Origin of the sequence: Candidatus Cardinium hertigii, assembly GCF_050864915.1 — a bacterium.
Lineage (GTDB): Bacteria > Bacteroidota > Bacteroidia > Cytophagales > Amoebophilaceae > Cardinium > Cardinium hertigii_D.
Window position 1 is genome coordinate 232,354 of the sequence record NZ_JBOZWY010000002.1, and the last position, 24,268, is coordinate 256,621.

Annotated in this window: 15 protein-coding genes, 1 tRNA gene and 3 pseudogenes; 10 read left to right on the plus strand and 9 right to left on the minus strand. The window is 34.6% G+C overall.

What is annotated here, in order from left to right; translation table 11 throughout:
- Positions 1 to 212 precede the first annotated feature (212 nt).
- From ACRRVD_RS02255 to ACRRVD_RS02265, 3 genes are all read left to right on the plus strand, one after another.
- A complete protein-coding gene (locus tag ACRRVD_RS02255; RefSeq protein ID WP_432461539.1) occupies positions 213 to 851 on the plus strand; it encodes a peroxiredoxin in 639 nt (212 codons plus the stop codon).
- 107 nt (positions 852 to 958) lie between these two features.
- Positions 959 to 2,458: an Npt1/Npt2 family nucleotide transporter gene (locus ACRRVD_RS02260; protein WP_432461540.1), complete on the plus strand. Its 1,500-nt coding sequence runs from the start codon at positions 959 to 961 to the stop codon at positions 2,456 to 2,458.
- Between the two features lie 764 nt (positions 2,459 to 3,222).
- On the plus strand, positions 3,223 to 4,722 hold the full coding sequence (locus ACRRVD_RS02265; RefSeq protein ID WP_432461541.1) for an Npt1/Npt2 family nucleotide transporter: 1,500 nt from the start codon (positions 3,223 to 3,225) through the stop codon (positions 4,720 to 4,722).
- Positions 4,723 to 4,972: 250 nt separating this feature from the next.
- Here the strand turns inward: ACRRVD_RS02265 and ftsZ are convergent, their stop codons facing one another.
- Positions 4,973 to 6,412, minus strand: a complete 1,440-nt coding sequence (gene ftsZ / locus ACRRVD_RS02270) for a cell division protein FtsZ (protein WP_432461542.1) — start codon at positions 6,410 to 6,412, stop codon at positions 4,973 to 4,975.
- A 66-nt stretch (positions 6,413 to 6,478) separates the two neighbouring features.
- A complete protein-coding gene (ftsA, locus tag ACRRVD_RS02275; RefSeq protein ID WP_432461543.1) occupies positions 6,479 to 7,783 on the minus strand; it encodes a cell division protein FtsA in 1,305 nt (434 codons plus the stop codon).
- Positions 7,784 to 7,797: 14 nt separating this feature from the next.
- Between ftsA and ACRRVD_RS02280 the strand changes: the two genes are divergently transcribed.
- Positions 7,798 to 7,920 carry a hypothetical protein gene (locus ACRRVD_RS02280; protein ID WP_432461544.1) on the plus strand — a complete coding sequence of 41 codons (123 nt, stop codon included), beginning with the start codon at positions 7,798 to 7,800 and terminating at the stop codon, positions 7,918 to 7,920.
- 67 nt (positions 7,921 to 7,987) lie between these two features.
- On the opposite strand, the pseudogene ACRRVD_RS02285 reads toward ACRRVD_RS02280, so the two are convergent.
- From ACRRVD_RS02285 to ACRRVD_RS02315, 7 genes and pseudogenes are all read right to left on the minus strand, one after another.
- Positions 7,988 to 8,694: pseudogene (locus ACRRVD_RS02285) on the minus strand (IS6 family transposase).
- 129 nt (positions 8,695 to 8,823) lie between these two features.
- Positions 8,824 to 9,777 (minus strand): annotated as a pseudogene (locus ACRRVD_RS02290) (Rpn family recombination-promoting nuclease/putative transposase).
- A 977-nt stretch (positions 9,778 to 10,754) separates the two neighbouring features.
- Positions 10,755 to 11,840 carry an esterase/lipase family protein gene (locus tag ACRRVD_RS02295; RefSeq protein ID WP_432461545.1) on the minus strand — a complete coding sequence of 362 codons (1,086 nt, stop codon included), beginning with the start codon at positions 11,838 to 11,840 and terminating at the stop codon, positions 10,755 to 10,757.
- Positions 11,841 to 11,958: 118 nt separating this feature from the next.
- Complete coding sequence (murI, locus tag ACRRVD_RS02300) at positions 11,959 to 12,822, minus strand: glutamate racemase (RefSeq protein ID WP_432461546.1); 864 nt, start codon at positions 12,820 to 12,822, stop codon at positions 11,959 to 11,961.
- A gap of 101 nt (positions 12,823 to 12,923) precedes the next feature.
- Positions 12,924 to 12,997, minus strand: a tRNA-Ile gene (locus ACRRVD_RS02305).
- A 256-nt stretch (positions 12,998 to 13,253) separates the two neighbouring features.
- Positions 13,254 to 13,436: an IS3 family transposase gene (locus ACRRVD_RS02310; protein WP_432461547.1), complete on the minus strand. Its 183-nt coding sequence runs from the start codon at positions 13,434 to 13,436 to the stop codon at positions 13,254 to 13,256.
- A gap of 11 nt (positions 13,437 to 13,447) precedes the next feature.
- Positions 13,448 to 13,867 (minus strand): DDE-type integrase/transposase/recombinase, encoded by a 420-nt coding sequence (locus tag ACRRVD_RS02315; protein WP_432461554.1) that lies wholly within the window; start codon positions 13,865 to 13,867, stop codon positions 13,448 to 13,450.
- A 420-nt stretch (positions 13,868 to 14,287) separates the two neighbouring features.
- Between ACRRVD_RS02315 and leuS the strand changes: the two genes are divergently transcribed.
- The 6 genes and pseudogenes from leuS (at position 14,288) to ACRRVD_RS02345 (ending at position 23,881) form a co-directional block, all read left to right on the plus strand.
- Positions 14,288 to 17,077, plus strand: coding sequence for a leucine--tRNA ligase (leuS, locus tag ACRRVD_RS02320; RefSeq protein ID WP_432461548.1), 2,790 nt, complete (start codon positions 14,288 to 14,290; stop codon positions 17,075 to 17,077).
- Positions 17,078 to 17,330: 253 nt separating this feature from the next.
- Positions 17,331 to 17,996 carry an RDD family protein gene (locus ACRRVD_RS02325; protein ID WP_432461549.1) on the plus strand — a complete coding sequence of 222 codons (666 nt, stop codon included), beginning with the start codon at positions 17,331 to 17,333 and terminating at the stop codon, positions 17,994 to 17,996.
- Positions 17,997 to 18,234: 238 nt separating this feature from the next.
- Positions 18,235 to 19,845, plus strand: a complete 1,611-nt coding sequence (locus ACRRVD_RS02330) for a hypothetical protein (protein WP_432461550.1) — start codon at positions 18,235 to 18,237, stop codon at positions 19,843 to 19,845.
- Between the two features lie 10 nt (positions 19,846 to 19,855).
- The gene (gene pheS, locus ACRRVD_RS02335; protein ID WP_432461555.1) at positions 19,856 to 20,911 is read left to right on the plus strand and encodes a phenylalanine--tRNA ligase subunit alpha; all 1,056 of its coding nucleotides are present in this window, start codon (positions 19,856 to 19,858) and stop codon (positions 20,909 to 20,911) included.
- 82 nt (positions 20,912 to 20,993) lie between these two features.
- Positions 20,994 to 21,790 (plus strand): annotated as a pseudogene (locus tag ACRRVD_RS02340) (IS6 family transposase).
- Positions 21,791 to 22,534: 744 nt separating this feature from the next.
- Complete coding sequence (locus ACRRVD_RS02345; protein ID WP_432461551.1) at positions 22,535 to 23,881, plus strand: hypothetical protein; 1,347 nt, start codon at positions 22,535 to 22,537, stop codon at positions 23,879 to 23,881.
- Positions 23,882 to 24,268: the final 387 nt, after the last annotated feature.

A 24,268-nucleotide genomic window follows, 5' to 3' on the forward strand; every position in this document is an offset into this window, starting at 1 on the left:
TGTATTAAAACAACCTTTCTATGGATGATCTGCTAAAACGCTAATTCTATTGTTAATTTTTAAAGTTAATAGTCCTCCTAATAAGATTATTTATTAAAAAAAGTATAAATTTGCAATGTAAGCCTATCTCTTATATAGGTTGCTAAAAATTGACAGGCTTACAAAACATAAAAGGTTAAATATAATTTTAACATATTAGTAATATATATATCGTGCATTTACTAGGAAAAAAGGCCCCTACTTTTAAGGCGTCTGCTGTTATAGATGGTAAAAATATTACAGCTAACTTTTCACTCGAGCAGTTTTTAGGAAAAAAAGAAGTGCTTTTTTTCTTTTATCCAAAAGATTTTACTTTCGTTTGTCCAACCGAATTATTGTCTTTCCAGCGGCATTTACCGCAATTTATAGAACGGAATGTAGCACTGGTAGGTTGCTCGACTGACACAGAAGAAACACATACTGCTTGGTTACGTACCCCTAAGACACAAGGGGGTATTGCTGGCGTAACCTATCCATTGGTTGCAGATACCAATAAGACCATTGCTTCTAACTACGGTGTATTAGGGGGGAGCTGGAGCTACAATGAAGACAATCAACTGATTTTCACAGGTATGCCTATAGCCTATCGAGGAACTTTTTTAATTGATAAAGAAGGTATTATACGATATGTGTCCATCCATGATTTACCACTAGGTAGAAATATCAATGAAATACTACGCATTATTGATATGTGGCAGCATGTGATTCAATTTGGTGAAGTTTGCCCAGCGAATTGGGAAAAAGGCAATATGGCCATACAGGCTACTCCTGAGAGCGTGTCTAACTATTTAACCCTAAATACAGAACTATGAAAACAGTATGATAAATATTTTCTAAAAGCATTTTAAAACAGCATAAAGTATCTAATGCACTAAATAGTTTTATGTATACTTTATATTTTAACTAAATTAAAAACACAATGACCACAAAAAAAGAATTTGGTAATATACGTGGGATGATATTTCCCATTCATAAAAGTGAGCTACGTAAATTTTTGCCAATGGCTTTTATGTTTATTCTTATATCTTTTTGTTATTCGCTTACCCGCTCCCTTAAGGATATGAATATGCTAAAAGAAGCCGATGCTACCGCTATTTACTGGCTAAAAGCAGTAGCCATTACCCCTAGTATGATTTTTTTTACTATTCTTTATGGAAAGGTTAGCCGTTCTACAGGAAGGGATGGTAGGTTTAATGCAGTTATGATCTATTTCTTTACTTTTTTTACCCTTTCACTGCTTTTTTTACTCCCACAAAAAGAGGCTTTGCAACTCAATACTTTCTCTAAAATGATGCAAGCAAAATTTCCAAGCCTTATAGGGTTATGGGGAGCTATTTGCCATTGGCCCATCTCTTTGTTCTACATTCATGCTGAGGCTTGGGGAACTTTTGCACTAAGTGTAGTATTTTGGACTTTTGTAAATGAGATTACTGGTGTAAATCAAGCTAAACGTTTTTATAGTTTTTTAAGTATATCTGGTGCTATTGGTAGTATCCTAGCTGGATCGATTCTTAAACTGGAAAATATTCGTACCAATTTCGATCAAAGTTTACAATTTGTAATTATAGCTATTGTTTTAATTTTGATCGTATACAACTATTTTACTTCAGATATAAAAGCTAATCCAGCCTATTACCAAATTGAAAAAAAACCTAAAAAAATAAAGGTAAAAATGTCCTTTATGGAGTCTATAAGGTTCTTAGCGAAGTCTAGGTATCTGACATTGATTTCGATATTGGTAATCGGTTATGGATTAATGATCGCGCTTTTTGAAGCGGTACAAAAAGCCCAAATTCAGAAATATGTACAAATAAGTGGTGACCATACCATTTATGCAAAAATATATGCGCAACAGCAAATTTCAGTAGGTATTATTGCAATTGTAGTAGCATTTTTTCTTGCTACACCTATACTAAAAAGAGGATGGAGGTTTGCCGCATCTGCAACGCCCGTAACAGCACTGGTAATGACACTTTTATTTTTTACTTTTCTTCGTTTTGGTAGTGCTTTAGATGAATTTTTGAAAAGTATTCACATAACCGCTTTGTATATGTCTGTTCAAATAGGTATTTATAACGTCGTTTTGATTAAGTCTGTCAAATATGTTCTTTTTGATCCTACTAAAGAGGCAGTCTATATTCCACTAGATGAAGAAACCAAGGTGCGTGGCAAAGCAGCTGTAGATGGTGTAGGTGCTCGTTTGGGGAAAAGTTTGGCATCTGTATTGATTACCATTATGTCTACATTATTTGGTGGTGGAGGTATTGAGGATATTCGTACGCCCATTGTGCTGATTATCATAGCTGTGATTATACTTTGGTTGCTAGCTGTTCGTACTTTAGGAAAATTAAAAGCAGCAGCTGAGGAAAAATATAAAGCAGAACTTGAAGAGGTTAATAAAGTAGTCGTAACCAACTAGATGGATAAACCTCTAATGAATGGATAGGAAAGGCTGGCGTTTAAATCAAATGCCAGTCTTTTTTGTTATACCTTTTGGGCAAAAAATTATCTTATACTTTTTACTTGATCTTGTTTTTAGGATAGCTGTATTGTACCAACTTTAATAAAAAGATTGGTGTGCAGAGCTTCCGTTGCGGTTTGCAGAGCTGATACAGCATAAGTTGTATGGCGCCAAAAACCTTTAAGTATTAGATCATTCTATTTTTATATTTTTTGTTTGCATGATTGTTCCTTTAAGTTTAAAAGAATAAAATAAAAGCAGCAAAAAGTTAGTTGTATTTTTTAATTTTTACTACATACCGTGGATTTTTTAGGGAAAAAAGTACCTATTTTTAAAAAGCCCGCTATTGCAGGTGATGGCCCCCTCGCAACTGACTTTTTACTAAAATCTTTTGTAGAAAAGAAAAAAATATTTTTTTTCTTTTCTACAAAACATCTGACTTTCCCCTCGCCTAATAAGTTATTGTCCCAATATTTACCCCCAATTTATAAAACTCAATCTATCGCTCGTGCGTTTACGCTATCGGCCCATAAGCAACCCATGCTGCTTGGTTTTATATATCGCCCCCCCCTATACCACTACGCTTGGGCAAGTATCCAATTGTTTAATACTAAATATATGCAAACTATATAATCTCTATTTCTAAAATACCATAAAATATCCTATGGATGCAGACGTCAATTGTATTGGATACCATATGTTTTAACTAAATTAAAAACAAAATGCAGACACAAAAAAAAAATAGTACCATATGTCAAATGATATTTCCCATTCACAAAAGTGAACTGCGTAAATTTTTACCAATGGTCTTTATATTTATGCTTATATCTTTCTGTTATGCCCTTACACGTTCCCTTAAAGATATGAATATGCTTAAGGAAACGAATGCTACGACCATTTACTGGTTAAAAGCAGTAGCCACTACACCTAGTATGATTGTTTTCACCATTCTTTATGGAAAAGTTAGCCGTTCTACAGGAAGAGATGGTAGGTTCAATGCAGTCATGATTTACTTTCTTACTTTTTTTACCTTTTCATTATTATTTTTACTGCCGCACAAACAAATATTGCAATTAAGTAATCTTTCTAAAATGCTTGAAGCAAAATTTCCGAGCTTTATAGGACTATGGGAAGCTATTTGCCATTGGCCTATTTCTTTGTTCTATATTCATGCTGAGGCTTGGGGAACTTTTGCATTAAGTGTATCATTTTGGACTTTTATCAATGAGATTACTACTATAAATCAAGCTAAAAGATTTTATAGCTTTTTAGGCACTTTTGGTACCGTTGGTAGCATCTTGGCTGGACTGATTCTTAAGTTGGATAATGTTCGTACCAATTTCGATCAAAGCTTAAAATTTGTGATTATAGCTATTGTTTTGATTCTGATCATATACAACTATTTTACCGCAGATATAAAAGCACATCCAGCCTACTATCAGGTGGAAGAAAAACCTAAAAAAGTAAAAGTAAAAATGTCCTTTGTGGACTCTATGAAGTTTCTAGCACGTTCTAAGTATCTGATGTTGCTTTCCATATTGGTAATCAGTTATGGATTAGTGATTGCTCTTTTTGAGGCTGTAGAAAAAGCCCAGATTCAGGAATTTGTAAAAATCGCAGGAGATAATGCCCTGTATGCAGGTATATATTCTAACCAACAAATTGCAGTAGGTGTAATTTCTATTTTAGTAACTTTGTTCTTTGCCACACCTATACTAAAAAGAGGGTGGCGTTTTGCTGCATCTGTTACGCCGATAACTGCACTGGTGATGACGCTTTTATTTTTTACCTTCTTGCGCTTTGGCACTGTTTTAGATGATTTTTTTAAAAGTTTTCATCTCAATGCCTTGTATCTCTCTGTCCAAGTAGGGCTTTACAATGTCGTTTTGATTAAATCAGTCAAGTATGTCCTTTTTGATCCAACTAAAGAAGCCGTCTATATTCCACTAGATGAAGAAACTAAAGTACGTGGTAAAGCAGCGGTAGATGGTGTAGGCGCCCGTTTGGGAAAGAGTTTGGCATCTATACTGATTGCCAGTATGTCTACATTATTTGGTGGTGGAGATATTGCCAGTATTCGTACCCCCATTGTGCTGATCATTATAATGGTGATTATAGTTTGGTTGGTAGCGGTCCGCGCTTTAGGAAAATTAAAAGTAGCAGCTGAAGAAAAATATGAAGCGGAACTTCTTCCTGCCAGTAACGTACAAGTAAGTAAATAGAGCAGCAACGGATGTGATCTAAAAAGGCTTAAATTTAAGCCTTTTTTACTGTAGCATCGGGCAAAGTTTTAGGATCTGCCGCGTTCGTCGCATCTGTCTAGAGATTTCTTTTAAGTCTTATTCTTTTTTTCTCTTTTTAAGGACATAAATAACAACTTTTTATACTTTTATGATAAAAAAGCGCTATAAAATTATCTGCTTTTTAATAGATACGATAAATGCGACAGAACTGTAATTAGCATAACTATTATTACTCATGAGGTACATGACCTCCTTTCAAATCAGGATGGTCTAATGCATCATCTAAGCGATAGCGGATCCATTCTGTGCTTGCATCTGCCGCATCAAGCACTATTTTTTTTCTTAAATAGGTAGGTATTGCTAACTCTTCTTTTAAATAGCGATCATCCCAACTTATCGGCGCAATACGCCGTTTGGACGTTACAGTGGGTACATGTCCATATGCACAGCTTTTTTCCAAGACTATTCCCTGAGGAACACCAAAAGGCAGGGGCAACTGTATAGCAGATTCTTCTGCTGTTCCAGACTGCTTGGGACCTCTTTTAACTGCTTTTAAAACAGGCGCTACTATTATCTTTTCTGTGGAGGCATCCAAGATTTCCGTATTGGACGCTGGATGGTGCAACACTTTAGTCCCCGTATAGTTCATCTCCTCTTTAGACGGAGCCAGCAGCTCTTGATTTGCATGGTCTGCTTCTCTATTAAATCCAGTAGCAATGACTGTAACCCTAATACTTTCTTCCATTTCCGAATCAGAACCATGACCAAAAATCATTTCAGCATCGTTGCCCGTCTGCTCCTGTATATAATTGGTAATAATGGTTAATTCATCCATTTGTAGCTCAGCTGTTTGTCCGGAAACAATGGATAAGAGTATTTTTTTAGCACCCCGTATATCTGTATAGTCTAATAAAGGAGAAGCAAGCGCCGTTTCAGCAGCCTGTAATGCCCTTCCTTCACCTCTGGCTTCACCAGAACCCATAACCGCTGCACCCGCATTTTTCATTACCGTCTTAACATCTTCAAAATCTACATTGACATAACCCGGTACCGTAATAATCTCAGCAATGCTTTTCGCAGCAGTGGTCAACACATTATCCGCCTCTATAAAAGCTTCACTAATCGAGAGTCCTCCTAATATGGTTTGAATTTTATCATTTAATATAATAAGAACAGTATCACAATGTTTCCGTAATTCATTAATGCCTTCTTGCGCTTGTAAATGCTTTTTTTTCCCCTCAAATGAAAAAGGTAGCGTCACGATACCAACTGTCAAGATACTTTGCTGACGGGCAATACTAGCAATAACAGGCGCTGCACCTGTACCGGTTCCACCACCCATTCCAGCTGTAACAAAAAGCATTTTTGTATCATCATCCAATAATTCTCGAATGCTTTCTTTACTCTCTAATGCAGCATTACGTCCCACTTCTGGATTGGCACCAGCCCCTAGTCCACTTGTAAGCGCTGCACCAATTTGGAGCTTAATGGGTATAGGACTATTTTGTAGCGCTTGGACATCTGTATTACAAACAATAAAGGACACATCTCTGATACCACGCTTATACATATTGTTCACTGCATTGCTTCCACCACCACCTACTCCTATCACTTTGATAATAGATTTATGGTGTATAGGTAAATCAAATTTATAGGTAATATCCTTCATAATTCACATAATAAGATACTTTAATTCCAACAAGTTATATTAGACAGTATGATACTATTTTGTCAATTAGTTTTCATCGTAATCGTCTACTAAAAAAGCTTTTGTTTTGGTAAGAATGCGTGCAAAAGAAAAGTTACTTTTTTTTTCTTTTTTAACATTTTTTTTCGTAGAATTCAAGTCGGCAGACTTTGATGATCTATAGTAGGCTTCTCTATAATCCAATGCTTTAAATCCAGCTAGCGTTAATCCAATGGCAGTGGCATAGCTAGGGTCCCGTAATTGTTTGCTACTGCCCTCTTCTAGATACTCATCTGGAAAGCCCAACCGTGTATCTAATCCAGTTACCTGCTCAAGTATGGCCGGTATAGCTGGTAAATTGGCACTTCCACCTGTTACAACGATACCAGCTACTAACTTATCGTAAAAACCAGAATGCAAAATTTCTTCATGGATAAATGTCCCTATTTCTTCTACACGTGCCTCTATGATTTTAACCAAATTAGTAGTAATGATCTCTTTGGGTCTACGATTGCGCAATCCTGGAATCGTTACTACTGATTGGGTCGTCAAAGCATTGGATCCAATGCTACCAAATTTTACCTTTAGTAACTCTGCTTGCCGTTCCGTAACCATACAACTTTGTTGTATATCTGAAGTAATCAGATCTCCTCCTAATGGAATGGTAGCGGTATACCGAATGATGGCATCAAAAAAGATCACTATGTTAATCATACTGCTTCCGAAATCAATCAAACAAACGCCTGCTTCTTGCTCTTCATGACTCAATATAGCCAAACTAGCGGCTAGGGCAGAAGCCATGACTATTTCTGCTTCTACACCCGCTTTTTTAATACATTTATGTATGTTTTGAAGGGCATGGGTCTTAGCTGTAATGATATGAAAATTTGCCTCTAATTTTACGCCTGACATACCTACTGGATCTTGGGTTACAATTTCATAGTCTATGGTATACTCCTGCGGCATAGCATGCACAATTTCTGTACCTAAAGGGGGGACAATACGGTACATATCATTGCTAAGCTTTTTGATATCCTCTACCGTAATTTCTTCTTCTATGCTATCTCTTGTAATGCTACCATGATGGCAAGATCCCATTACATGTTTTCCAGAAATATTTACATGTACGATATTAATATTTATACCAGAGTCCTCTTCTGCAGCTTCCAGGGCCTGCTTGACCGCAATAGCTGCCTTATCAATGTTCACAATCATACCTCGCACAATCCCATCTGCGACAGCACTTCCCATACCTAATACGTCAAGTTTATTAGGATCATATTGGCTTTGTGCCCCTATAACTACACAAACTTTACTAGTACCTATGTCAAGACTAGCGATAATTTCTGACATAACTAAAAGGATATATGGCGATCATGCTACTTAAAAAAAGTATGCATGAAACGGTTTACCTGAATCTACCCCATGCTGCTCGATTACCACATGGTTTGCATAAACTACAGCAATTTATTAAAATTTATTTAAAATAAGTTAAGGGATTTGTTGCATCTGTATTTAATTTTCTATAGCTCTCCCCTTTGTTTTTAATTTTTAATATTATGCGGCTATAAGTTTAGCAAAGTTCTCAAAAGTAGCTGCCTGTTTTTTAGATCCGATTATTTGTCCTTTTTGAATGATTCTAATATTTTCTATTCCTTTTATAGTGATGGAAGCAGCATGGAAACTCTTAAACCCTAGCATAGGTTTAATCCGTTTTTTGATAAACCTATGATCTTGTTCGACTCTATTATTTAAGTATTTGTTTTGAAATATTTGAATCTTATGATCTTGATCTAGTTCTGTATTTAACGCATCAAGCGCAGATTTATTACTACCGCTTTTGTCAACTACCACTTTGGATGGAGTGTTATTATATCTGATAGCCTTACGAAAAAAAGAAAGAGCTGCAGACTTGTCTCTACGTGCACTTAAAAAAATCAACTGTATCTCCATAACGATTTACCGCTCTATATAAATAAATCCACTTACTATTTAGTTTGACGTAAGTTTCATCCATTCTCCAGCTACTACCAACTGGGCGTTTTCTTTTTCTTACTTCTTGATCTATGAGTGGAATGAACTTAATGACCCACCTTTTGTAAAGTAGAATGATCAATCTTTGCGCCTCTCATATGCATCATCTCTTCTAGATCTCTATAGCTTAAAGAAAAACGACATTTCATGTAGACAAATAACAAGATTAACTCCGGTGAAGAACAAAATCCTTTAAAATATCTCGATAACCTGGGCGTAATAGACAACATCAGAACTAAAGTTTTAAACTAAGCATTCAATTTAATCCTTTTTTACACAGACGCGACAGAACCGTATTTTAAGTTGATTTTAAATTGGTTATGAGTCTTTATTTTTATGTTATAGGGTACTATAGATATCTATATAATAGACTGAATATCAGACTTAGATAGTCCGGTAAATAACATTACCTTATCTAATTGGAAGCCATCTTTAAGCATAGCCTTAGCTATAGAAATAGCTTTGTCTTTTTCACCCTCTAGCTTACCCTTTTCTTCCCCTATTCGGATACCTTCTTGTCTCCCTTCTTCTATCCCCTCTTTTCTTCCTTTTTCTTCTCCCTCTTGTCTAGCTTTTTGTTTCATGTAGTCTTCTACGGCTTGATTATCCATGATGCGCTTGATCTCTTGTTCATAGGTAAACAATTCTTTTTCTGACCAGTTGAATCTATTTAACGCTTCATAGGCGCGTTGGATAACTAAATCAGAGCCTATTAGTTTTTTTAGGTCTTCCTCGCTGGTAGAAGGAGCATGCTTGAAAAAGTAACACCACTTTTCTATAATAGTAGAGAGTGCTTCTATACAGCTAATATTAAATTGGGGTAACTCTATAAAAGTGAATGAAAAGTCTTTTAAATCTCTTTCATAGGTCTTTGCGTCTAGAATAACATGATTAGATAAGTAATCTTTTTTATCAGGAAATATAACATAATCCGTAATAGCTATAAAAATCACTGCTTTAAGATCTTGGTATCTAGCACCTAATTCTTGACCTGAGTTGAGTTGCCTGGAATAGGCCTTAGAGGCATAATACTGCGCTCTTTTTTCAAAACCTTGTTGGGGGAAACCTGCACCTCGATAATTATTTGCTTTCCTTATTGGTCTGTGCATAAGACATCTACTACACTTTCTTTCTTACAGGCAATATGGATCCTGAATCGTGGATAAGAAAGTAACTTTTTCAACCTTATCTGAGTCCTTTAGATTTAGGACATCATTGATAAAGTGAATAAGAATATCTTTATGTTTTTCGCTACCAAATATCTTACGAAAAGCTACGTCTTTTTTGGGACTTAAAAACTTTGAAGTTACCATAGGGATACAGAAGGGCTATCAATCATGTCCTTCAATATAATAACTTTTAGGATTATAGTATGTCTATACTTCTAAAAAAGAATCTAACATAGCTATTCCTGCTATACTTTGTATAACTGAAAACGAACGTTAAATATTTATCATTTTGGGTATATTATATACCTTATAACAATATTACAAAATGTTAAGTCTTACAGTATAATTTATGTTAAAAGATAACACATGCAAAATTTTAGCTTATTTGAGGGCTTCAACAGATAAACAAGATGTGACGCACCAAAAGTATAGTGGCCTGAAAAAACTGAAGAGCAAATGAGATAATTTGTTTCGTATTATACTAGTTTTATTGTTTCATAATGGAGTTTATGAAATGGGAAAAAAAGGTTATAAAATTTAGTTCAGTAGAATCGAGTCATCCGAGGATTTCTCCTCAGGTGCTCACAGAACCATACGTGAAACTCTCGCTTCATACGGCTCTTTTTGGACATGCGTTTATCATATTCCAATGCGCAAAAAGTGTAATACTTTCCCTTTTGATGCGCTTAAGTAGTCGGCCCTGAAATACCATATAATTATTTGTTAATCAATTTAAAAACTATTAAAAATATGTTAAATTTTTATAGATAAATAACCAGTTTTTTAGTGGTCTTGTATAAAACTTTGCAAAGTATAGACGAAATAAAATAAAATGGACAGTATCTCTTATAAAATCATATAAATATTTATTCGCCTGATTTACAAATGGTTAGAATTAATGAACTGATTAACATTAACATATACTAAACAAGTATTTTATCAACAAAGAATATATAATCTATTGACATACAGAATAATTTATTGTTCAGTTAGTATATCGAACTTAATATAAGATAAATTTTATATAGTAATTTATTTTTTAAACTGGTTATCAAATGGAATATTGATATAATTCAACTCTAATATAATACTTCAGGGGCGACTAATTATACAACTAGTTCCTATAATTTCGTAGAGGGTCTACTGTAGAAGATATCTTTCCCAAACTGAATTACCTCTTTTACCATACTAGGATGACATAATATACTGTTAGCCCCTTCAATAGGGAATTCGTTTAAAATTTGATCATGAAGGGCATCTTCAATAATCTTTCTTGTGAAATTTTCTTTGTTTGTAATATGCGATGCAAGCTGACTATAGAGCGGTACAATCATATCATGTTTGTCTTTAAGATCAAGATCTGTTTCGCCAACTATAATTCTAGTCCATGCTCTATTGAGGTATTTAAAATCATAGCTACTCTCATAGCTACTTTCTTTAGGTAGAAAAATTTTAAAGTCACTTAGACCTCCTCCTATAGCTAGTATAGGCACTTCTTCTTCAGAAAGTGCATCCTGAATCGAGTTTAAAAACATACTTCCTGGTTTTAAATCGTAGCATCCAGCAATTACCTCTGATACTACCAAATTTTCTAGCCTGCGCACAAGCTCTTCTTCAATCCAGTTGCTAGGCTGGCCCATGCTACAGGATAGTATGTGCATATCATTCAAAACAGGCGGTGTAAAGTATTGTAAATACAATGCCCCGTTTTTGACCTTGATGATTGTATCAAGTTGGTTAAGTCTCTCAATTGTGTCAAGGATAGGCGTTCCTTCCCATGGCGTAGCTAGTGTAATAATGCCTTTTACATTTAACGTATTTTTATACTGATCAAACATACTATACGCACGAAGACCACCTTGGCTATGACCTATTAGTAATGTAGGCCTATTCTGTAGGTTATCTATGCTATTTGCAAGGTCTGTGAAGCATTTATTACCTTGCTCTTTTATGGAATATAGGGCAGTCTTCTTCTTCGGTATACTAGTCAAAGCAACTACAGAAGCAGTAGGAAAAGTTTGTTCAAGCTGTTTTTTAAGCATACTAAAAGAGGAAGCATCCGCACCTAACCCATGAAACAAAATTATTAATGGCTTGGTATGATCTTGGTGGAAATTTGTACTATCATTTTGAGGGAGTCTATTAGAATCGCAACTGACCGTAAAGAGTAAAAAAGTTATGCAAATAGAAATTTTAAATAAAAACATATTTTTTAAGTGGAAGCAATTGTTTGTCTGATTTAGTTACGGTTATTAGACCAATAGAGATAGGTTACTGGCTTTCAATATAATCTAAATCCAACTCAATTACAAACATATGACACCATCAACAGAGTGATGTAAGGTTTATGAATGCTGTATAATCCGATAGATTGATAGCTATAGCTTTTTGTCCAAATAGTTTGTCACTAGCATTTTTAAAAGATGGGGTTAACTCGGTTGCCATAAAGCAGTCAGGAAATCTTTTTTTTGTTTTGTTTAAAAGATGATGTATACTTAAAAGTTGCTGGACCGCTAATGCAGTAAGTTTTGCTGGATCGATCAGTTCAATCTCTTTTGAAAAATGTTTCTTTAAAAAAAATTTTAAGGCTTGTTCTAAAAATATATAATGTGTACAAGCTGGAATCAGTGCATCTAAGTTTGGGGAAACGATTTGGTTTAAATAACCATCTAATAAAAGATGATCTACTGATTTTCCATTGAAAGAGGCCTCTACCATAGGCACTAGTAGCGGCGTGGCCAGAGAAGTAAGCGTTATGCCAGTGGTTCGAAATCGTTTTGCATAAATGCCATATGATACAGTATATTTTGTGCCTATAAGACCTATCTGGTTATAGCGATTAATTCCATCGATGTATCTGACTACTGGATCAACTACATTGATGATACCCATTTTATGCCCTATTGTTTTAAGATAGTTGGGCATAAAATAATCTGCGGCAGCAGTGGCTGTATTACATGCAATGACCAGTAGTTTATACCGTTTACTTAGGCAAAAATTTACTACTTGTGCAACATAGCCACATAATGCTAGCGATGTTTTGTCACCATAAGGTAAATTTTTAGTATCTGCGATATAATGAATAGATTCTTGTGGTAAGATTGCTTGGATTGCCTTAGCAATGGTTAAACCACCTACACCACTGTCATAAATGGCAATGGGCGCATAGGTATATATATCGGAAAACACAGTAGAAGAGGATAGCTAGTATTAAGACTTGATTGTATGAACGAACTAGGCAATTGATGCGTTAAGGCAAGCTATGATTGCAATAAGAAAGATAAATGATGTGGGCCCACCAGGACTTGAACCTGGGACCTGCTGATTATGAGTCAGATGCTCTAACCGACTGAGCTATGGGCCCTTTTATGAAGTTTACCGCTACAGGTAAGCCTTGGCGATAAAACCCATAATACCACACAATGTTACGTCTTTTTTCTGAAAAAAACCAGCTATTTTGCACATATTAAGTTGGATTTTTATCTGCTATGATTCTGAATTACTTAATTTTTCGATATACAGCCACTTTATGCATCTGGTCGGTAAGCTAAGTTGTGTAATTCGTATAGGTTGTTACAGTAAAGATATATTATAGTGGCTCGAAAAAACTGGACAAAGTTTTATAAATTTTGTTTCCGTGTTGTTCCGCTTTTAGCGTATTGATTTTTTACATGTTTAAGATAGAGGTTCATAGGTTTCTGATATTTAATGCTAGAATGGAATCTGTTGTAATTATATTTATGCATGTAATCGTTAATGCCCTGTTTAATTTCTTTAATATTTTTGAAGTCATTTATAAACAAGCAGTTATATTTTATTGTTCTAAAAAACGTTCTATAACTACATTATCAATACTTCTACCTTTCCCATTCATTGATATTTTAATACCATACTTTTTTAACAATTGTATGTGACTATGACTGGTATATTGACTTCCGTGATCGCTATTAAAGTACTCTGGAGCAGGATATTTACTAAGAGCTTCTTCTAAGATATCTGTTACAAGGGTTGTATCCATACTGTTGGAGACTTTATAGCTCAATATAGCCTTACTATGCCAGTCTATTATAGCTGCAAAATAGATAAATCCATTATTAGTTTTAATATAAGTTATATTCCCGCTCCAAACCTGATTTGATTTAGGTACATAAAGACGCCTGGTCTGACCAGAGGAAAACCAATACTTATCTAGTAAATAACCATGTGCTTTATCTTTTATCGGTATCCGTATTATAGATGATCCTTATAAATATCAGCTATTTTATTGATAAGATCCTTTTTTCTTCCCATTTGATAAACTCGATTGTGAAACAATAAAACTACTAAAATACGAAACAAATTATCTCATTTTCTGTCCAGTTTTTTCGGTCCACTATATTATTTAAGTTTAACGGATCAAAGTAACATATGTTATATGGGGACAACTTCAAGAGAAGACTTAACAAATCAGACAAATTTTTATAAAAATTTGTCTGATTTTTGCGTCCAGTATAATGTTTTCTTATTAATTTTAAGTTAAATTGCTATTTAAAAGCCAAAATCTAAAAAAGCTGTTTTATTTTTCAGATTAAGCCTTTGTTACACCTTGATACAAGTGTAGCGGACTATACCAGTCTATTATTCGTTTTACCGATTACCCAACCATATTTTATATATGCAACCCTATATTTTTACCGAGATAGAACAAAAATGGCAAAATAAATGGAAGGAACAAAAATCTGTTACAGCAGATAGGTCCCTTACTACCAACGATTTACCCAACTATTATATATTGAATATGTTCCCTTATCCTTCAGGATCAGGACTCCATGTAGGCCACTATATGGGGTATGTTGCTTCAGATATATTATCTCGGTATTATAAGCATAGTGGATACCACGTTATGAATCCAATGGGATTTGATGCTTTTGGCCTTCCTGCTGAACAACATGCCATTCAAACCGGCCAACATCCTGCTGTTACCACTGCAAAAAATATAGAAAAATATATCGTACAACTCAAACAAATTGCCTTGGACTTTGATTGGGATAAATCAGTAAATACTAGTGAGCCTGAATATTATAAATGGACACAGTGGATATTCTTAGAAATGTTCAATAGCTGGTACAATATTGCTACACAAAAGGCTGCTCCTATACATACCCTTATTCAAGAATTTGTTGATCATGGTAATACCAAAGTGCAAGCTGCTTGTGACGACCATACTCCTATTTTTTCAGCTAAGGAATGGAATGCATTTTCTGAGACAGAAAAACAAGTTCAACTGTTGCATTATCGCTTGGCCTATTTAAAAGATAGCATGGTAAACTGGTGTGAAGCTTTAGGTACTGTTTTGGCCAATGAAGAAGTCAAGGATGGTTTTTCTGAAAGAGGAGGTTATCCAGTGACACGGAAAAAAATGAAACAGTGGAGTTTGCGTATGACCGCCTATGCAGAGCGTTTGCTAATAGATTTAGACGGGTTAGATTGGCCCCTTTCTACCAAGGAAATGCAGCGGAATTGGTTGGGGAAGTCTCAAGGTGCAGAGATTACCTTTAGGGTACAAGGGCAAAAAGGAGAGACCATTACCGTTTTTACTACTAGACCTGAGACCATTTTTGGTGTTTGTTTTATTGCCTTAGCGCCTGAGCATCCTTGGGTGAGTGCTATGGCAAATCAAACAGCTGATATAGCACTTATTGCTTATATCGAGCAATCCAAAAATCGTTCAGATCGAAGCCGTGTTGCAGAAACTACCTTTTTAAGTGGTCTATTTGTTGGCACTTGTGTCATACATCCCTTTACAGGTGCCCCATTGCCTATCTGGGTGGCAGATTATGTATTACCCAGCTATGGTAAAGGAGCTATTATGGGGGTCCCTGCACATGATAGACGGGATTATATATTTGCGCAATCTTTTGATTTACTGACGTTACCTGTGATAGAAAGTGCCTTACTGATAGAAGATGGTCCATATGAAGCAGCTGAAGGAAAGATGATTAATTCTGATTTTCTAAATGGCCTTTCTGTACCAGAAGCGGCTGAAAAAGTTATGGAAAAACTTATCCAAAATAAAATTGGTGAATCTAAAGTGAACTATAGACTACAGGATCCTATCTTTAGTCGCCAACGTTATTGGGGAGAGCCTTTTCCAATATACTATAAAGAAGATGGGCTTCCTTATGCCCTTTCGCAGGAGCAGCTTCCCCTTTTGTTGCCAGAGGTAAGTAGTTATAAACCAAACCCATCTGGTGCACCGCCATTGGCCAATGCCTTGCATTGGTCTACACCGGAAGGATATCCTTTAGATCTGCATACCATGCCAGGTTGGGCAGGTTCTAGTTGGTATTTTTTGCGCTATATGGATCCCCACAATCGGGAAACTTTTTTAAGCAAGGAAAAAGAAGCCTATTGGAAAGGGGTAGACTTCTATATAGGTGGTGCAGAACATGCAACAGGTCATCTCCTTTATGCACGCTTCTGGATCAAATTACTATATGATTTAGGTCATATTCATATCAATGAACCATTTCCGAAATTACTCCATCAAGGCATCATTCAGAAGTGTACCGCAATAGTATATCGTTTAAAAGATGAAAATGTATTGGTCAGTGCGGGGCTTATAGCACAATATGATGTGGTACGTATATATATTCCAACAGTATTTGTCAAAAAAAATGTTTTAGACTTAGAAGCCTTAAAAAATTGGCGTTCTGAGTTTGCCGATGCGCATTTCCTATTAGAGGAAGGTAAGTATATATGTGGGGGGAAAATGGAAAAAATGTCTAAGTCTAAATACAATGTAGTTGACCCAGATGGTGTAATTACCCAATATGGTGCTGATGCTTTGCGACTGTATTTGATGTTTTTAGGACCATTGGAACAATCTAAACCATGGGACTTATCCGGTATAGAAGGGGTCTTTCGTTTTCTAAATAAAGTATGGCGTTTTGTACATCATGCAAAAGCATCTTGGACCACTACTGTGCTACCTCCTAATCAAGAAATGGTTAAAATATTGCATCAAACCATTAAAAAGGTAACAGAATCCATTAAAAAATATTCTTTTAATACGGCTATAAGTAGTTTAATGATTGGTCTCAATAGGCTCTCTACTTTTGAAAAGGTAACCCAATCTGTGGTAGAGGATTTTATTGTATTGTTGGAACCTTTTACCCCTTATATGGCTGCTGAGCTATGGGAAATTATAGGAAAGACCAGTAGCATTACAGAAGTGTCTTTTCCTATTTGGAATGAAACCTATTTGGTAGAAAAGAGCTTTGAGTATGGTATTGCAGTCAATGGTAAGCTGCGCACCAAAATGGTTTTTGATTACAATGCTTCATCTATGGCTATAGAAGAGGCAGTATTGGCCCATGAGGTGATCCAAAAATGGATCGCAGGTGGGGTAATCAAAAATGTAGTAGTGGTGCCTAATAAAATGGTAAATGTGGTTTTAGCATAAGCTTTTTCAGGATGGCTGATGTTTTTTAGATAGGGTATAGGCTATCTTTTTATTTTCAATGCGCTGCTTTATAATTTATTGAATAGCTTAATGTATTTGTATATTTATTTATGGAGATTTTTTAAGGATTACGGGCTACTGTTTTTTCCCTATATTAGCTTATTATTAACTTGATTAGCAGCCTGGGTAGGCCCTGGAGTTATCGGTTTAGAAACCCAGTTTAGCGCAGGAAAGCTTTAAAAATAAAACTTTTATGCAAAAAACCAATTATATTGAACCTGAAAAAATAACAGCTGGACATGCATGGCGCAGATACGCAGCAAGGATGCTCGATAGCGCTTTGTTTGTCTATATAATACTTTTAATTACATTGGTTATAGGATATCTACTCCAAAAATATGCAATAAAAAACGCCCCGTCTGCTTGTGGTCCTTCTGTAGTTGATGCCGGTGTTGATAAGGATAAAGAATTATTTTTTTTATTCTTTATTGTTTGCATAGTGCCTCTATTCCTATCGGTTCTACATCTTCTACAGTTTATGTGCAATGCTATACTGATGGCTTGTATTGGTAATACATTTGGGAAAAAACTTTTTGGTATAAAAATACTACATGTAACAGGTCGTTCTCTTAATTTCAGAGAGACATTCAAGCGTGAGATCCTGATTCACAAAAAAAAACTATTTATCTTATTTATCCCGTTCATAGGCCCGTTGATAAGCTACGCAACCCTATTATTATCTGATTACAGGGCATATGAGAACTTATTAAAGCATAAAATAACCAGTTGGGATAAACAAATGAATCTTAAAGTAAGCTATCGTACGCAGTCTGTATGGATTACACTAGCTGGTGTAATCGTACTAATAGGGCTATGGGCTGTTCTTGGAATTGTAAACGAGATTTTTTATTCTGACTAGCCCCATTATGCACTAAAAATCTTTTGATAAAAAGTGAATCGTAGCGATAGCAAATCAAATGGCTAGGTTGCTCCTAATGTATGGGCTATATTTTTATACCTAAAAATAATTTATAACTTTAATGTAGTTAAATATAGAACTATTATTTTTTACTATTGCATGCTAGTCAGTACCGTATAAACCGTATAATACGTCTAGTAAACTACTGTCGGCCTATTTTCTTTAAGAAACCATTAAAATGCAATACACCTGGCTATTTATCGCTTTATTTTTTTCGATCTTTGCCCCACTATCTCATGCGGAAACGAAAGCAGGCGCGATAAAGGATGCTGAGTTTGTCATTGAAAAACAAAAAAAGAATAGAGTAGCCCAGGAGCAAAGGCTATTTTTCAAAGCGCCTACACCCACTATAAAACAGCTGAATAAACCTTTAAAAACCCTAAATGAATTAAAACCAACAGCTATATTATTTGATCCTGCCCCCCAATTATACCTTCCTTTTTGTTTAAAGCAGAAAGAAACATGTTCTTCTTTTCACCACTATTGCAAAATAGGTATTTCTACATCATTGCTCCCTTACCTAGCGGTTGGATTAGACTACTATCTTTTCGCGAAAGGTATTTGGTCGACTAACTTGGCTTTTGTTCCATCGTTATGGCGCAAAAATTCAAAAGAAGGTTCGTTTACTTTACAAGGCAGGTATGACGTTGGGTCATGGCGCTTCCAGCCCCATTTAAATTATCAGCCTGCTTGGCACAACTATAGTGGCCTCAGCTGTATGCTACATCAAGGTAAGATAGCCTTATTGGTTAAACAAGCTAGCGAATCTTCTATTCAAGATGGGCAAGTAAATATAAAAGTAACTGATTATAAAAATAAAAATATAAATGAAAAGCTATGTACCCTCGACTATAAATGGGTTAAACGGTTCGACAATTGGTTTTTTAAAATAGCTAGCTACGATGCTATAGCCCGCTATGTAAACGGTACAGCGTCACAGACACGGTTTATTTTTTCGGTCACGCCTAGCCTTTGTCTACAGTTATATAAGGCCATGCAGCTAAAAGTGCGGTTAAGGATGGCTTACCATAATGATCTGGTTCCGGTAGGAATACCTAATTTTGATCTTTATCCTATGGTCAAAATAGGGTATCAGATAGCCACTTGGGTTGCCCCTTATATAGGCATACAAGGTATGGGCGTAGGCGGCAGTGTAGTGCCATTGCACCTACATGATGTAGTAGCTAAAAATCCTTTTATAGCTTCCAATTGGCAGCTATCTCATCCCCATCAATACTTCAAATTATATGGTGGCAGCAAAGGGATCATTCGAACTAATCTTTCTTATCGCTTCGATATAGCCTATCGGCAACTTAAAAACCAATCTAGAATCGTCAAGGATCAGCAGAATCAGGTTAGATTAGCTTATCATCCACAGGATTATAAGCTGGTAAAAGTAATAGGACTGGTTGACTATCGTCTGCCAAAGTATCATCTAACCATCAAAGGAACCTGTTACCCATATGTTGAGAGTAGATCCGCACTTACCTGGTGGTATGATAAACCAAGATACAAATTAAAACCGATCTTCACCTATATTCCCCATTCAAAAATTTTATTAACCAGTAAGCTACATCTAAATGGTGCAACTACTGTAAAAGATATAAATGCTAAGTCCATGCAAATCCCCATGCGCATCAACCTTTCTGTAGGTATTGATTATTTTATTTTTAAAAAGTTTGTAGCATTTTTAATGCTTAATAATCTGCTCAATCGTACAGATATTGCTTACACCGGATATCCGGATCAAAAATTCAACCTTATGGTTGGCCTAGCATATAAATGGTAATTACAATATGATGATGGATGACATTGCCCGACTACGGGAAAAAATGAACACTACATTTATTGAAGATAAAGCAGGATTAGAACGTTTTCGGCAAGATTTTATTGGTAAAAAGGGCTGTATTGCCCATCTATTTGAAACCTTCAAGCAGCTCCCTATTGCAGCAAAAAAAGCAATAGGTCCAGCATTAAATGGGTTAAAAAATGAAGCAGAGAAGAAATTTAAAAGTGCAGCAAGCGCACTAGAAGTGGTTCCTCCACCAGCTATACAGCAACCAGTTGATGTAACTCTTCCTGCTTTTGGTGCGGCAATAGGTAGTCTACATCCTTTAACCATTGTTCAAAACAAGATTATCTCTATATTCCAGCGTATGGGCTTTAATCTCGCAGAGGGATCAGAAATTGTAGGGGACTGGCACAACTTTGGTGCATTAAACTTCCCTGAAAACCACCCGGCCCGTGATCTGCAGGACACATTCTTTTTACAACTTAATCCAGCTCAGTTGTTGCGTACCCACACCACTTCTGTACAGATTTCAACCTGTACGGCCCAAAGCCCTCCTATCCGATCTATTGCAGTGGGACGTGTCTTTAGAAACGAGGCTATTTCTGCACGATCCCATTGTTTTTTTCATCAAGTGGATGGCATGTACATAGACACAGCTGTGACCTTTAGCGACCTAAAGGGTACCATCTATCATTTTGTAGAAGCAATGTTTGGTGAGGCTACTAAGCTACGTTTTAGGGCCTCTTATTTCCCTTTTACAGAGCCCAGTGCAGAGGTAGATATACATTGTAGATTGTGCCAAGGCAAGGGATGTACGGTATGTAAATACGCTGGTTGGGTAGAAATATTGGGTGCAGGTATGATCGATCCGAATGTTTTGACCAATTGCCAAGTCGATCCGGAACAATATAGTGGCTTTGCCTTTGGAATGGGGATAGAACGGATCACCATGCTCCTCTACCAAATTGATGATTTACGCTTATTTTCTGAAAACCACCTTGCTTTTTTGCGTCAGTTTAGAGGCTGTTTGGGCTTTAGTGACGCCGCTGTTTTTGCAAAATAGTGATCTTGGCTTTTTATAGGGTTCTGTCGCATTTGTTTGAAAAAAGCATTAAATTTGAGTTTTTATTTGAAACTTAGTATCGATGTTCGCTATTACTCCAAGATTAGTACCCTATTTTAAAGGATTTTGTTCATCAGCAGAGTTAATCCTTCTATTTGTGTATATGAAATGTCGTTTTTCTTTAAGCTATAGAGACTTAGAAGAGATGATGCGTATGAGAGGCGAAAAGATTGATCATTCTACTTTACAAAGGTGGGTCATTAAGTTCATTCCTCTCATAGATCAAGAAGTAAGAAACAGAAAACGACCAGTTGGTAGTAGCTGGAGAATGGATGAAACTTACGTCAAACTAAATGGTAAGTGGATTTATTTATATAGAGCAGTAGATCGTTAGGAGATACAGTTGATTTTTTTCTAAGTGAACGTAGAGACAAGTCTGCAGCTCTTTCTTTTTTTCGTAAGGCTATCAAAGATAATAACACTCCATCCAAAGTGGTAGTTGACAAAAGCGGTAGTAATAAAGCTGCACTTGATGTGTTAAATACAGAACTAGATCAAGATCAGAAGATTCAAATATTTCAAAACAAATACTTAAATAATAGAGTTGAACAAGATCATAGATTCATTAAAAAACGGATCAAACCCATGCTAGGGTTTAAAAGTTTCCATGCTGCTGCAATTACTATAAAAGGGATAGAAAATATTAGAATCATTCAAAAAGGACAATTAATCGGAGCTAAAAGACAAGCATCTACTTTTGAGAAACTTGTGCTAACTTATGGCCGCATAATATCCAATTTGAAGACATGGGGGAGAACTATACAAAATCAAATACAGATGCGACAGAACGCCAATTGTATATATATTATGTATCTTTAATACATATCTGATAATCAATAATAAAAAAACTATCTAATCCAAAACTCACGTTATAATACAAACGTACGACTGACGTATGATGTAAAATTAAATGTAAATGTGAGAGATACTATTGTATTAGAAAATAAAAAAGATTATATTTGTGTAAAAAGTGTTTTTAATTTAAGTTTTTTTAATTCTTGTGCTGACATAAAATGTCCACAAAGTTAGGTATACTTCTTTAAAAGAATTATCAATAAACATTTATATAAAAATAATATACCAAAAATTATATTAAATAAGGAAGTAAAAAAAGCAATAAAATAAAAATAAAAAATATATGATTAATAAATTATTATCTTATTAAATAATTTTATATTATGCAAATAATATAAAATTTTGATACTCATTTTATTTTCCTAAGGTGGTATAATAAACCCAAAGTTAAAATGCGTCGTTTCAACATATAGTTAGTAAAACTATAGTATTAAATAATCTACTATTATATGTGATAAACATAAATAAATAGGAAATAAACGATGTATCTAAAGTATTTATCTCCTAAACTCAATCTATGTATTTGCAGTACAGGATGTCTTCACTATTATAGATAAGCCTGAATATAAATTTTTACAAGTATAAATAATAAAATAATAAAAGCTATAAGCTTAATAAATTTATTAAGCTTATTATGACTAAATATTAAAAACTATGTCTAACATTAATATTAAAAAATTTTTATACTTTTTATTTTATTGCAATATAATGCTTGTAACCGCATGTAACTCTAACGGATCAGTATTAGGTATGAATGATTGTAAAGATACGTTCTGTTCCACCCCTAAATGTAATTCTGTTACTACTTCGTTAGAAGCACTTTCTATTTCTGGTATTTACTCATCTATTCCCTTAGATTCTAGAATTAGTTTTGACAATTTTGATAAAATTTGTTCAGGTTATGAATCTCAAAATAAAAATTATTCTAATCTTTTATGTAAATCCCAAGTTTCAAATAAAATGAAGTATACAAGCGAGAATGATCAAATTTATCATAATAAAATTTATAATGATTATATGGTTAGCCAGGAATATAAAGCATACACATATGATATAGAAAAATCAAAGGAATCTATTCTTGCTTTTATAAGTTCTGTTAAAGATATTGAAAATGATACTAAAAAAGTGGAAGAAAAACTCAAAATATGTACAAATTTTTTGATTAGTTCTATTACATCATTAACTTCTTGTATGATACAGATTAATAGCCACAATAGATTATTGGACTGTAATATGTTTACTATTGATAATGGTTTTGATGAAGTAACGCTTGCACGTGAATTAAGTAGTTTATTGTCATATTTGGGTTCTAATGAAGCATTATTGGTGGATAGATGTAACTCTCAAAGGTCAAAAGAGTTTAATAAAATGATGAAATCATGTGACAGTAAAATTGATTCATTTCATGAATGTTTAAAAAACATACTAAGTTCACCTAATAATTTGATTAAAGATACATTTAAAGATAATGTTACCAATCCGGAATCATCGTGTGTCAGTTTACATACTGATTCCTGTGTGACTTCCCGAAGCAGTTCCCTTGACAGTTCTTCAAGCACGAGGACTACATATATTTCTGCTGGGTCACTAAGGTCAGAGTATAAAAATCGTAAGGAGTTTATCAACTTTGTAAGCCAAAACTATACAAAAGTTATAGATATAGTGAGTTCTATGGTTAAAGCAATCGATATATATAAAAAAATTGCTGAGAATTTAAAAACTGATCAAGATAAAAAGGACCATTTAGTACGCTTTAACTATTCATTAAAAAATTTTTCTGAACAGTACACTAGTATAAAAAATACTATTAGATCTGAAAATATTCATGTCTATGATGAATGTTTATATAAAATATTAGCTAATACAAGATTACTAAAATGTGGTGATTTATTTTATACAACAATATGTGATATAAAAAACAGATTTGCACAGCATATAGATGACGGTTTTGTTGATAATATATCATTCATTAAAAATATAAATATTGATATCGGTAAATTTTGCGATACTTTTAAAAGATGCAATAAATATAGTTTTAATAAAATAAGAGTATAAATTATTCTTTAGGTTTGTTAAATTCTATTTCCAAATTTGAGTCTTTCTTTATAAGCATACGCGTCAATTTAAGGATTAATATCTATTTTTTTTATCATATTTAGAGTTAATATTCTTTTTTTTCTATACTTGTCTTTCAGGCAAAATATTAACCAGTTTAAGAGTAATTTTTAAAAAAAATGTTGTAAATCATCTAACCTGTTATTTACGATTTATTTACGATCCCAAATAGGTCTGTCCATTTAACTGTGTAAAATATTTTTATGTGTTTTAAATTCTATGTTCAAATTTAATTAAAAAATGTGCTATAGCCTCACTCCAATTATGAATAGGCATGGTCCACTTTCTGCTCATGTAGTTAATAGTTAAATATAAGGTTTTAAAACC

Excerpts from the sequence above, each read along its gene's own strand:
- ACRRVD_RS02260 (WP_432461540.1), top strand. The coding sequence starts at position 959 with ATGACCACAAAAAAAGAATTTGGTAATATACGTGGGATGATATTTCCC.
- ACRRVD_RS02265 (WP_432461541.1), top strand. The coding sequence starts at position 3,223 with ATGCAGACACAAAAAAAAAATAGTACCATATGTCAAATGATATTTCCC.
- ftsZ (WP_432461542.1), bottom strand. The coding sequence starts at position 6,412 with ATGAAGGATATTACCTATAAATTTGATTTACCTATACACCATAAATCT.
- ftsA (WP_432461543.1), bottom strand. The coding sequence starts at position 7,783 with ATGTCAGAAATTATCGCTAGTCTTGACATAGGTACTAGTAAAGTTTGT.
- ACRRVD_RS02280 (WP_432461544.1), top strand. The coding sequence starts at position 7,798 with ATGGCGATCATGCTACTTAAAAAAAGTATGCATGAAACGGTTTACCTG.
- ACRRVD_RS02295 (WP_432461545.1), bottom strand. The coding sequence starts at position 11,840 with ATGTTTTTATTTAAAATTTCTATTTGCATAACTTTTTTACTCTTTACG.
- leuS (WP_432461548.1), top strand. The coding sequence starts at position 14,288 with ATGCAACCCTATATTTTTACCGAGATAGAACAAAAATGGCAAAATAAA.
- ACRRVD_RS02325 (WP_432461549.1), top strand. The coding sequence starts at position 17,331 with ATGCAAAAAACCAATTATATTGAACCTGAAAAAATAACAGCTGGACAT.
- ACRRVD_RS02330 (WP_432461550.1), top strand. The coding sequence starts at position 18,235 with ATGCAATACACCTGGCTATTTATCGCTTTATTTTTTTCGATCTTTGCC.
- pheS (WP_432461555.1), top strand. The coding sequence starts at position 19,856 with ATGATGGATGACATTGCCCGACTACGGGAAAAAATGAACACTACATTT.
- ACRRVD_RS02345 (WP_432461551.1), top strand. The coding sequence starts at position 22,535 with ATGCTTGTAACCGCATGTAACTCTAACGGATCAGTATTAGGTATGAAT.